The sequence below is a fragment of the Streptococcus sp. D7B5 genome (assembly GCF_029691405.1).
GTDB lineage: Bacteria > Bacillota > Bacilli > Lactobacillales > Streptococcaceae > Streptococcus.
The window spans coordinates 873,206-886,273 of the sequence record NZ_CP121467.1 but is presented as its reverse complement, the minus strand read 5'-3'; the positions used below and the strand labels follow the sequence as shown (position 1 = coordinate 886,273).

Genomic DNA, 13,068 nt, shown 5'->3' with positions numbered 1-13,068 from the left:
TCTGTGGTTTCTCCATGATCTTGTTTGTGCATTCAATACCTGATTAGATAAGGATTTTGAAAGCGTAAATGAACTGAAAAGATTAGCAGTTTTTTGTGGCTATTATTTATAGCAAATAAATTGAATAATCTAGTAAATTTCGGTAGAATAGAGGGGATTCAAATCATGATGAAGGAAAGATTAGAAATGAAAAGAAGTTATTTAGGAGAAAAGCACCAACGTTTTTCATTGAGAAAAGTTTCGGTTGGTTTAGTTTCTGCTTTGGTAGGGGTTTTCTACCTTTTTAGTGGAGGAGGTTCTCTTGCAAGTGTAGCAGCCAGTGAACAGACGCCATCCGTCACAAAACAGATTCACTATAAGTATGTGACAGAAAGTGAGCTCACGGACCAAGAAAAGCAATTGGTAGTCAAAGAATTGCCACAGTTTGCTGAGGAAACAGATGATACTTACTATTTGATTTATCGTCCGACGAGACAGCTGCCTGCAACTGGTCACAGCCAACTCATTAGCTCAATTGCAGCAGGGGCAGGCATTGTGCTACTGGTCGTAGCGATTAAACTGGGCAGAGATGATCGCAAGAAACTTGCTTCATTCATGCTTTTGACCAGTCTAGGAAGTCAGCTGATTGCGCCAACTTCCTTGGCTTTGACAAATCAAATGCTGGCAGACTATAATCAGGAATTGACTGTACAGGTCGGGGAAACATTGCAATCCCCACTTACGATTGAAGGCTACCAATATGTAGGGTATTTGAAATCTCAAAAAGAAGTAAACTCTCCAGTTGATGGCAAGAAAGAGTTGAATCATTCGGCTCCTATTGATACTCCAGTCCAAACTTCGAACGGAAGCCAAGCGCAGGAAGAGTATCGTTCTCAGAAACCAAGTGATGCTCCTGTATTTGAACAACCAGAGTTAAAGGTTGATAGTAAAGATACCAGTCGTACAGAGATTATTCCTTTCCAAGTGGTGGAAGTAGAGGCGGATGATTTGCCGCAAGGTCAAACTGAGGTGATTCAGGCAGGGAAAAATGGTAGTCGTACCATCGTGACCCGCAGCTACTTTTTAAATGGTCAGGTGATCCATACAGAGGAGGTTTCCAATCAGGTAACGACTGAGCCGACTTCTGAGATTAGAAAAGTCGGAAGCAAGATCCCTTCTCCTACAAAACCAAGCCCAGGGGAGTCCGTTAGCGAGAAACCAACAGACGCTCCAATAAATGAAGTTCCAAGCTTAAACGTTGAAGAAAAAGATGTTACCACAACAGTGGCTGAACCCTACACTCGAGAACGAGTAGAGAGTGATAGCTTGCCAGTTGGCCAAATCAAGATAACTCAAGCTGGTCAAGATGGCGTGCGTACAATCGTCACCCGTCAGTACATGGTAGATGGAAAAGTAGAGAGAAGCCAGGAACTCTCTAACGAAGTGACGACTCCAGCGGTCTCAGAAATCGTAACAGTTGGAACAGGCCCTGTTAGCGAGAAACCAACAGACGCTCCTGTAAATGAAGTTCCAAGTCTAGAGGTTGAGGAAAAGGATGTTACTACGACGGTAGCAGAACCCTACACTCGAGAACGAGTAGAGAGTGATAGCTTACCAGTTGGCCAGACCAAGATAACCCAAGCTGGTCAAGATGGCGTCCGTACGATTGTCACCCGTCAGTACATAGTAGATGGCAAAGTAGAGAGAAGCCAGGAAATCTCCAACGAAGTGACGACTCCAGCGGTCTCAGAGATCGTAACGGTCGGAACAGCTCCTGTTAGCGAGAAACCAACAGACGCTCCTGTAAATGAAGTTCCAAGCTTAAACGTTGAAGAAAAGGACGTTACCACAACAGTGGCCGAACCCTATCCAACTAAGGAAGTGGAAAGTGCAGACCTGCCTTTGGGGCAAAGGGAAGTTAGCCAAGCTGGTCAAGAGGGCGTCCGTACGATTGTGACTCGTCAGTATTTAGTAGATGGAAAAGTCGAAAATACAGAGGAAATCTCTAACACTATCACAAAAGAAGCAGTTCCTCAGATTATCAAAGTCGGTACAAAACCAATTTCTACAAATGTGGATCACGCTCCTGTGGAACCAGAAAAAGGAACTCTCGACCTCGAACCCTTACACCAATTAGTGGAGGAGGCCGATAGCATTCAGAAAACGCATCAGTATTTCAATGATACCACTGCAGATCAAGAGTCTTATAAACAGGCAGTCGCAAATGCCCAAGCTCTCTTTGAGGCATCTCATGCTAGTCAAGAACAGGTTGATTCTTTGAAAAAAGCCCTTGAAACTGCTAAGAATAATTTAGACGGCCAACCTGTTGATAAGAAAACTCTTGGAGTTGAATTTGACATGAAGGATGTGACTCAGTCTACAGTTGCTTACCAGTATGCTGATGAACAAACCAAACTCCGCTATCGCCGTGCTCTAGATCAGGCCAAGCTCGTTTTGGACAATCCTTTCGCCAATCAAGCCTTGGTCGATCAAGTTCGGACGGATCTCGAGGCCGCTCGTCAAGCTCTGGATGGTGTCAAGAGAAAACCAACCCTCTCTCTAGTCCGTGTCGAGAAGGAAGAAGACAAACGCCAAGTTTCTCTTAGCTATCACTTGACGGATGCTACAGCTAGCTATCAATCAGCCAAAGTGCAGCTATACAAGGGTGAAACGTTAATTAAGGAAGTCGACCTTGTGGATCTCACTCAAAAATTGACGCTTGATGACTTGGACTACTATACTCCTTATACCCTCAAAACTGTCATGAAATATGACCTGGGTCAAGGGGAACAAACTAGTATAGAGGATCAACGTCCAGTTCAGCTAGATTATAAGAAGGTTGAAATCAAAGATATTGATCGTATCGAACTGTACGGTAAAGATGGTAGTCGCTACCGACGTTACCTATCCCTGTCGGAAGTGCCGTCTGATTTGGACAACTACTATGTCCGCATTCAGTCAGACAAGTTCAAGGATATGCTCTTACCTGTTACTAAGATTACAGATAAGGGCAATGCCTATTCCGTAACGGTATCAGCTAATCAGCTCGTCGAGGGAGAAGGGGATCATTATCGTCCAGATTACTCTTTTGAACTGCCGAAAACGCCTCTTAGTCAAGAAGGTGTCTATACGTCCTTCAAAGCGCTCGTAGAGGCCATGAAGTCAAACCCGACTGGAAACTTCACATTAGGAGCGGATGTTTCAGCAGATGAACTCCAGTTGGAACAGTCTGCGACAAGCTATGTACCAGAAGAATTTTCAGGTAGCCTAACTAGCCGAGTGGATGGCAAAGATTATACCATCTACAACTTGGCAAAACCACTCTTTGCAACCTTGAAAAATGCCACCATCCAGCAACTGACCTTGAAATCGACTGCAGTTACAGGCAAGGATTCTATAGGGGCCTTGGCTAGCAACGCTCAGAACGCAACGATTACGGATGTTTCTGTAAGTGGTAGTCTATCTGGGAACAAGCATATCGGTGGACTCGTAGGAGTTGCCCAAAACACAAAACTAACCAATGTTGCCTTTAAAGGATCCATCACCAGCACCCAAGATGGAGGGCAGGAGTACAATATTGGTGGCCTGGTCGGTAATTTCCACGGCAACCAATCACTGGCGCAGAAGAGTCAGGCAGATGTATCTATCCAAGTAACGGGTAGAAACGGAGACCAGCGTGTTGGAGGCTTGATTGGTCGCTTGCAAAATGGAGCTAGATTAGAAACTTCTTATGTGAGTGGTTCTATCCAGAATGGAGGTCATTCTGGCCAAGTCGGTGGAGCAATCGGGTCTACTTGGAACAATGGACAGGTCCGAAATGTCTTGACCAGTGTCAAGGTTCAAAATGGTCATGCGATGACAGGAGATCCCTATCCTGAGGCTTCTGTTCGGGACTCTTATGTTCTTGAAGGAACTACAGCAAATCGAAAAGATGAGCGTTTTGTCCGTTCTATTTCAGAGGCCGATGCGCAAGCCAAACGTCAGTCCTTTAGAATCACTTCGAACTTGACGGACCAAGAGCCATTGCAGCAAGCTTACCAGCATCAAACAGACTATAGTCGAGTGAGGGGAGCTCAGGAGTCCAGAAAGCAAGCCTACGAAAATGTAGAAAAACTATTACCATTCTACAACAAAGACTTCATCGTTCATACAGCTAACCAATTAGCTGAAGATGATAAACTCAACAAAGTAGCCCTGCTAGATGTGGTTCCGATGAAAGATGAGACACTGATAACAGATGTCAACAGCCATAAGGGTGAAATCAATAGACTGATGTTGCATTATGCAGATAAGACGATCGCTTATCTTGATCTGACCTACAAGGGTGATTTTGCCAATGGCCAGATTGCAGAATATAGCATTGCTGATAAGAATTTACTCTATACGCCAGAAGTCTTCCTATCTGACTACCAGTCTATTAAAGAGAGTGTCTTGGATGAACTCAAATCTGTGACCTATGACTCGGCTGCAGTGCGTAAAGTATTAGGGATTGGTGAAACAGCTTCCTTAGATGATCTTTATCTGGAAAAAGCCTTTGAACAAATCAAAGCTGAACTAGGTCAGGAGCTCCTCAAGGTACTTTCAGTTGACAAGTCGATCAACACCCTAGGCCCTGCCGTAGCGGATGCGATTAGCCAAAAAATTCTGAAGAACAAAGAGGCCTTCATGCTTGGTCTGACCTATCTCAACCGATGGTACAATGTCAACTATGGAACTTTCAATACCAAAGATCTTAATGCCTATAAGTTTGATTTCTTTGGCAATCAAGCAGCTTCGACACTGGATACTATCATCGCTCTCGGGAACTCTGGAATGGGCAATCTTCGAGCCCAAAACAACTTCAATGCCTACCGACAATCTCTAGCCAAGGAAAAAGGCAAAGGAGACCTCTTTGCTTACTTAGAAAGTCTGCGTGAACTCTTCTTGCCACACAAAACCAACAGTGAATGGTTCAAGGAAAATACTAAGGCTTATATCGTAGAGGCTCGTTCAAGTCTGCCAGAAATTCAGGCTAAGCAAGACAATGCAGATCGTAAGAGTAAGTATACAATCAAGGTCTACGACAGACTGACTCAGGGAGATTGGGGCTTCAAGCAAATGGTCCTCCAACTTCTGACCTTACCTGAAAGAGATGTCTATATCATCAGCAATATGTCGACCATTGCCTTTGGTAGCTTTGGAGGCTACAGGAAAGAAGGTGGCAGAGTTCTCTCAGGTGAGGAACTCCATCGACACGTTGAAAAACTTGTGGATCAATCAGCTGAATGGCAACGAAACCACTATGACATGTGGTACAACATTCTAAGTCCAAACAGGAAAGACACTCTATTCAGACGGGTGATCGTTACAGACGGTTTCTTTCTTTATAATGATAAAGGCCAGCAATATTGGGCTCCGCGTAATGATAAGACCTCAGTTGCTATGTACAATTTCTTTGGCCCTGCTGGCAAATATCACGGAGACAATGGACTAGGAGCCTTTGCCAATGGTTATGAAGTCTTCTACGTCTATGACCAGATGCTGGGAGCTTCTGGAACCATGGTCTATACCCATGAAATGACCCACAACTCGGATGGTTCTATCTATTTTGAAGGACATGGTCGTCGTGAGGGTGAAGGACCTGAGAGTTTTGCTACAGGAATGTTAGAGTCTGTAACCAATGTTAGCGAAAAAGGTCTCGTGCTCAATAGCTTCTATCAGGGAGATAAAGATTCGACCACACGTTACCATACCTATGATCCTGTTGCCCGATTCTCCTCAGCAGATGCTCTTCGCGACTACATGCATGGAGTCTTTGATGTACTGAACCTTCTGGATTATGTAGAAGGGGATATTGTTACTGGAGTTCTAACTGATCAACAGAAAATGAAATGGTACCGTAAGGCTGAAAATTATAAATTTGAGAATACGTCTTATGGTAAACAAGCTCACGCTGATGATCGAATTGTCCCTATAACTGCCGAAGAAGCAGCCAAACTAAAATCTGTCGATGCTCTGGTTGACCATAATATCATTGGTCGTCGCGATGGTTGGGATACAGCTAGCTTTGGACGAAATGGCTACTATGTCATCAATATGTTTGCTTCCTTCTATGCAGCTCTGGACAATCCAACTGGTGCACCTGGTGGGCTTATGTTCCGCCGTAGAGCCTATGAATTGCTCGGAGACAAAGGTTACCAGCAAGGATTTGTCCCATATGTATCTGGTCAATACGCTGGCCAAGCCCTCAAAGAAGGAAACAAGACCTACTCAATCTGGAACAGAGGAGATGTCGGAGTAGTTGGAGATGATCTGATCCTTAAAAATCTCTACGGTAGTCAGTATGAATCATGGAAGGATTTGAAGAAAGCTATGCTAAATGAGCGATACAACAAGGCTCAAAACTTCCTTCGCCCCATCACTATCGAGTTTGAAGCAGGAAAATTAGATAGCAAACGACAAATTACGATTTCTTCTTATGAGGAATTACAAGATTATATGTACTTAGCAGTACTAGCGGATGCCTCAGCTAAGAACATTGATCGTGCCTTATCAGACAGTTCCAAGAGTAGCGTCGCCCAACTCAAGTATCGTATTTTCAACGCTTATCTACGTGCCACAGATGATTTCAGACAGTCTATCTTTGAAAGATAAGCTTTTTGCAAAGATAGATACGGAAAAAGAAGATCCAAGTGATCTTCTTTTTTTAGGTGAATGGCTTGCTCAGTGGAGAAGACGAATGAATTTACAAACAAATTGATACATGACAGAGTTCTTAGTCTAAATGTCTGGAGAGAAATTTGAAATCATTCACCATCTAGTATACTCATTTTGAAATTTCTTTTGTTTTTCATGAAAATGTGATAAAATGATAGTTGTAAAAATTTTTTAAGGAGATTCGGATGAAAACAAAAACACTTGCTCGCGTAAATGCGATTTTTGGTCTTATTTCAGGTATCGTCTTGCTGTTGGCACCTCTTGTTATGTTTATGATAGCTGTTGGGGCTGCTGCGGCGACGGAGGACTCTGATGCAACAGTTGGTATATTGACGATTTTTTCAATCATTTTGGCATTGGTAAAAATTGCTGTCTTGGTTTTAGGAATTGTGTCTATTGTATATTACAAGGACGATAAGCGTGTGACTCCTGCACCGTCTGTTTTGTTTATCGTGGGTGGTTCTGTTGGATTGATCCCATTCTTGGGATGGGTAGGAGGAATTCTGACAATCATTGGTGGATCCCTCTATTTTGGACTTTTGAAAAAATTCGAGATTCAAGAATAATGACTTTTTGTTAGGAATATTTTCAAATAAGAGAAGGCGATTAGCCTTCTTTTTTTGTCATCAACGACAGATAAATTTTACAGGATAAATAAGCTTTAACATTCGTGAAATCTAAAGCATTTATTTGAGACAAGGAAGTATTTTTATAGTATAATGGTGGATGTGAAATACCTATATCAAAATATAATACTAGTTATTTTCTTGATAGAGGTTGAAAAGTTGAGAGGATATAGAATGAAAAAGATTTTTGGAGAGAAGCAGCATCGTTTCTCCTTACGAAAATTAGCAATTGGACTTGTGTCAGCTTCGATTTCAAGCCTATTTTTTGTGTCCGTTGCGAGTAGTGGGACCGTATTTGCTCAAGAAAATGCAGCTGTTCACTACAAATATGTGACGGAAACGGAGCTGAGTGGGCAAGAAAAGGACTTGATTGTCAAGGATATTCCGAAAATTGCTGAAGATAGTGAGAGTACCTATTATCTAGTCTACCGTATGGATGAGAAAGCTCAGCTAGGTCAGTTGCCCAATACAGGTGGGCAGAATAGCCTTACTAGCGTTTTATCAGGTGGAGTTCTGGCTTCGATTGGTTTCCTTATTTTTGTCGTATCGAAAAAGAAAGGCAAAAAGAAGGCTCTCTTGAAAGTTGTCTTGATAACAGGGATGGGCAGTGGTTTGGCTTCTTCAGTTCAGGCTATTGAAAATCAACTTTTGCTCCAGTACAATCAGGAATACCAATTATCCCAAGGAGATAGTCTGCCTTTGCCACGTGCCTTATCAGGTTATACTTATCTAGGCTATATTAAGCAAGACAAAGAGATTAATCAGCAAGAAACTGCTGCTAGGGATCAGAAACTTGACTATACTGTTCAACCTCATTTCCAAGCAAACGAAGGTGGACAAAGGGCAGGAGATGAGCAGAAAGCTCCATCTCCTACACTCCCTGCTGAAAAACCAATCCCTTCTCAAGATTCATCCGATCTAAAACCGTCTGGTCTTGCTAGTGTGGATCCTCAGGATGAAGTCTTGGCTGGTCGCGTGAATAAACCAGAGCTCCTATACAAGGACCAAGAAATTGTAACCAAACTAGATGTTTCAGAAGTGGTGCAGGAAAATCCAGAACTAACTGAGGGAACCATCCATGTCAAACAAGAAGGTCGTGCTGGGAAGAAGGTCGAACTCGTTCGCATTTTCACTGTTGAAAACCAAGAAATTTCTAGGGAAGTTCTCTCAACTAAAGTAGAAGAAGCTTTGCCACGTATAGTAGAGAAAGGGACTAAGAAGGCAGTAGCTGCAAGTGAAGCACCTCAGTCTGCAAAAAAGGGAGAGCCTGAGACGCAGGCTCCATTACCAGAATATACAGGCGAGCAAGCGGGAGCGTTTGTAGCCCCAGAGACAGCTGAAAGACCAGAATATACAGGTACCCAAGCAGGAGCAGTCGTTGAACCCGAGCAAGTCGCTCCATTGCCTGAGTATCAGGGAACTCTAGCTGGTGCCATCGTTGAGCCGGAAAAAGTTGAGCCAGAGGTTGGGGGTGTCCAGTCAGGGGATTTGGTGGAACCAGAAACGACTGAGAAACCAGCCTATACAGGCGAGCAGTCTGGAGCAATCGTAGAACCTGAACAAGTGACGCCAACACCAGAGTATACAGGAACTCAAGCTGGAGCGATTGTTGACCCTGAGATAGCTGAAAAACCAGAATATACAGATACTCAATCAGGTGCGATTGTGGAACCTGAGACTCAATCTTCCTTACCAGAATATACAGGAACTCAAGCAGGAGCCATCGTTGAACCGGAACAAGTCGCTCCTCTTCCAGAATATACTGGCAATACCGAGCAAGTAAAACCGGAAACTCCGACAGAAAAACCAAAAGAAAAAGATCCAGAGAAGACGCTTGAGCTAAGAAACGTTTCGGATCTGGAGTTGTATAGTCAGACCAATGGCACTTACAAACAACACGTTTCTTTAGACGGTGTTCCAAGTAATCCAGACACTTACTTTGTCAAGGTTAAATCTTCGTCATTTAAAGATGTCTATCTACCAGTCGCTTCAATAACGGCTGAAACGAAAGATGGTCAGACAGTTTATAAAATTACAGCCAAGGCCGAGAAACTCCAGCAAGAGCTAGAAAATAAATATGCTGACAATTTCACCTTCTACCTAGCTAAGAAGGCTAGAGAGGAAACGACAACCTTTACTTCCTTTAGCAACCTGGTCAATGCTATCAAGCAGAATCTCTCTGGAACCTATCATTTAGCAGCTAGCTTGAACGCCAACGAAGTAGAGTTGGGACCTGATGAAAGATCCTATATCAAAGGCACCTTTACTGGTCAGTTGATCGGTGAAAAAGATGGCAAGCAGTATGCTATTTATAACTTGAAAAAGCCTCTATTTGAAACCTTGAGTGGCGCTAAAGTAGAAAAATTAAGTCTGAAAAATGTCTCCATTTCAGGGAAAGATGATATTGGTTCACTGGCCTATGAAGCCCAGAATGGCACAAAGATTCAGCAAGTTCACGTCGATGGTGTTCTGGCTGGTGAACGTGGTATCGGTGGTTTGCTGGCTAAGGCGGACCAATCAAGCATCACAGAGAGCAGTTTCAAGGGAAGAATTATCAACACTTATGAAACGACTGCTGCCTACAATATCGGTGGTCTGGTCGGTCATTTGACAGGAAACAGGGCTTTGCTGACGAAGTCAAAAGCGACAGTAGCCATTTCATCCAACACAAATAGTTCAGATCAGACTGTGGGTGGTCTTGCAGGTCTAGTAGACCGAGATGCGAAAATCCAGCATAGCTATGCTGAGGGGGATATCAACAATGTCAAACACTTTGGTAGAGTTGCGGGAGTAGCAGGCTATTTGTGGGACCGAACTTCTAATCTAGAAAAGCATGCTGGAAGTTTGACCAATGTCCTCAGCGATGTCAATGTAACCAACGGAAATGCCATCACTGGTTACCACTATAATGATATGAAGGTGAAGGACACATTCAGCAGCAAGGCCAACAGAGTCTACAATGTCACCTTGGTCAAGGATGAGGTCGTCAGCAAGGAATCCTTTGAAGAAAGAGGAACAATGCTAGATGCTTCCCAAATTGAAAGCAAAAAAGCAGTCATCAATCCTCTCACTCTACCAACAGTGGAGCCCCTCTCAACAAGTGGCAAGAAGGACAGTGACTTTTCTAAGGTGGCCCATTATCAAGCTAAGCGCGCCTTGGCTTATAAGAATATTGAAAAATTACTACCTTTCTACAACAAGGCAACCATCGTCAAATACGGAAATCTGGTCAATGAGAACAGTCTTTTGTATCAAAAAGAAGTCTTGTCAGTAGTTATGATGAAGGATAACCAAGTCATCACAGACATTGTTTCAAACAAACAGACTGCAAACAAACTCTTGCTGCACTACAAGGACCATTCATCTGAGAAAATCGATCTCAAGTACCAGGCTGATTTTGCCAAATTAGCGGAATATAGTCTAGGAAATACGGGTCTTCTCTATACACCAAACCAATTCTTGTATGACCAAAGCTCTATCATCAAACAAGTCTTACCTGAATTGCAGCAGGTGGACTACCATTCAGAAGGCATCAGAAAGACGCTCGGTATTTCTCCAAACGTCAAGCAAACTGAGCTCTATCTAGAGGACCAGTTCGCCAAAACCAAGGAACATCTGGAAGACAGTTTGAAGAAACTCTTGTCAGCGGACGCTGGACTGGCTGGTGACAACCAAGTTACCAAGGGCTATCTTGTAGATAAAATCAAACGCAATAAGGAAGCCTTGCTACTTGGTTTGACATATCTGGAACGTTGGTATAACTTCAGCTACGGTCAAGTAAACGTCAAAGACCTGGTTCTGTACCACCTGGACTTCTTTGGTAAGGGAAATGCTTCACCACTAGATACTCTGATTGAGTTGGGTAAATCTGGTTTTAACAATCTTCTAGCTAAGAACAACGTTGATACTTATTCTATTAGTTTAGCCAGCCAGCATGGAACGACAGATTTGTTTAGTACACTGGAACATTACCGAAAAGTCTTTCTACCAGAGAAAAGCAACAATGACTGGTTTAAATCAGAGACTAAGGCTTACATCGTCGAAGAAAAATCCACTATCGAAGAGGTGAAAACTAAGCAAGGACTAGCTGGCACCAAATATTCTATCGGTGTTTATGATCGCATCACGAGTGCCACTTGGAAATACCGCAATATGGTCTTGCCTCTCCTAACCTTGCCAGAGAAATCAGTATTTGTCATCTCAACTATGTCTAGTTTAGGATTTGGAGCCTATGATCGCTACCGCAATAGCGAGCATAAAGCGGGCAAGGCTCTCAATGATTTTGTAGAAGAAAATGCACGTGAAACAGCCAAACGTCAGCGTGATCACTACGATTATTGGTATCGCATTTTAGATAATGAGGGACGTGAAAAACTCTATCGTACGATTCTCCTTTATGATGCCTATAAGTTTGGTGATGACACAACCTCTGGAAAAGCTACAGTGGAGGCTAAGTTTGATAGCTCCAATCCAGCCATGAAGAATTTCTTTGGCCCAGTTGGTAATAAGGTAGTGCACAATCAGCATGGAGCCTACGCAACAGGAGATGGCGTCTACTATATGTCTTACCGTATGCTAGACAAGGATGGAGCCATTACGTATACCCATGAAATGACCCATGATTCGGATCAGGATATCTACCTTGGTGGCTATGGTCGAAGAAGTGGCTTGGGACCAGAGTTCTTTGCAAAAGGTTTATTGCAAGCCCCTGACCAACCAAGTGACGCAACCATTACCATCAACTCCATCTTGAAACACTCAACATCAGATAGTACAGAAGGATCTCGTCTGCAAGTCTTGGATCCGACAGAAAGATTCCAAAATGCAGCAGATCTTCAAAACTATGTTCACAACATGTTTGACCTCATCTACATGCTGGAATATCTCGAAGGCCAGTCAATCGTTAAGAAACTGAATGTTTACCAGAAAATGGCGGCTCTCAGAAAAATTGAGAACAAGTATGTGAAAGATCCAGCAGATGGAAATGAGGTTTATGCCACTAACGTAGTCAAAGAATTGACAGCAGAAGAGGCCCAAAAATTGACCAGCTTTGAGAGTTTGATTGACCATAACATCTTGTCAGCTCGTGAGTACCAGTCTGGCGACTATGAACGAAATGGCTACTATACCATTAAACTCTTTGCCCCAATCTATTCAGCTCTCAGCAGTGAGAAAGGCACGCCAGGGGACCTTATGGGACGTCGGATCGCTTACGAACTTCTGGCTGCCAAAGGCTTTAAGGATGGAATGGTACCTTATATCTCAAATCAATACGAAGAAGCTGCCAAACAAAAAGGTAAAACTATCAATCTCTATGGTAAAGAACGCGGATTGGTGACAGATGATCTTGTACTGGACAAGGTATTTGAAGGCAAGTATTCATCTTGGGCTGCCTTTAAGAAAGCCATGTATAAAGAACGTGTGGATCAGTTTGGAAACTTGAAGCAGGTGACCTTTAAAGATCCGACAAAACCATGGCCAAGTTATGCGACAAAGACCATCAATAGTGTGACTGAATTGCAAGCCCTCATGGACCAAGCTGTGCTACAGGATGCAGTGGCTCCTCGTTGGAGTGACTATAAGCCAGAGATTGACAGTGCAGTTCATAAGTTGAAGAGAGCAATCTTTAAGGCTTATCTTGACCAAACAAAAGACTTCAGAACCTCTATTTTTAAGAAATAAGGGTTGGAAAATGAAAAGGGAGGATCGACAGATCTTCTCTTTTGATGTTTGGCTGTCTGACAGCTGGTAGGCGATTTGTTTGTGT

The 13,068-nt window shown here is 43.1% G+C and carries 3 protein-coding genes; all 3 read left to right on the top strand.

The genetic code is table 11. The features are described from left to right. The first annotated feature begins 186 nt into the window (after positions 1–186). The 3 genes from P8P68_RS04270 to P8P68_RS04260 all read left to right on the top strand — a co-directional run bounded on the left by P8P68_RS04270 (position 187) and on the right by P8P68_RS04260 (position 12,983). Complete coding sequence (locus P8P68_RS04270) at positions 187–6,612, top strand: ZmpA/ZmpB/ZmpC family metallo-endopeptidase (protein WP_278276251.1); 6,426 nt, start codon at positions 187–189, stop codon at positions 6,610–6,612. Between the two features lie 248 nt (positions 6,613–6,860). Further along, positions 6,861–7,241: a hypothetical protein gene (locus P8P68_RS04265; RefSeq protein WP_000853147.1), complete on the top strand. Its 381-nt coding sequence runs from the start codon at positions 6,861–6,863 to the stop codon at positions 7,239–7,241. A gap of 234 nt (positions 7,242–7,475) precedes the next feature. Beyond that, positions 7,476–12,983, top strand: coding sequence for a ZmpA/ZmpB/ZmpC family metallo-endopeptidase (locus P8P68_RS04260; protein WP_278276250.1), 5,508 nt, complete (start codon positions 7,476–7,478; stop codon positions 12,981–12,983). The last annotated feature ends 85 nt before the right edge of the window (positions 12,984–13,068 follow it).

Excerpts from the sequence above, each read along its gene's own strand:
- P8P68_RS04270 (WP_278276251.1), top strand. The coding sequence starts at position 187 with ATGAAAAGAAGTTATTTAGGAGAAAAGCACCAACGTTTTTCATTGAGA.
- P8P68_RS04265 (WP_000853147.1), top strand. The coding sequence starts at position 6,861 with ATGAAAACAAAAACACTTGCTCGCGTAAATGCGATTTTTGGTCTTATT.
- P8P68_RS04260 (WP_278276250.1), top strand. The coding sequence starts at position 7,476 with ATGAAAAAGATTTTTGGAGAGAAGCAGCATCGTTTCTCCTTACGAAAA.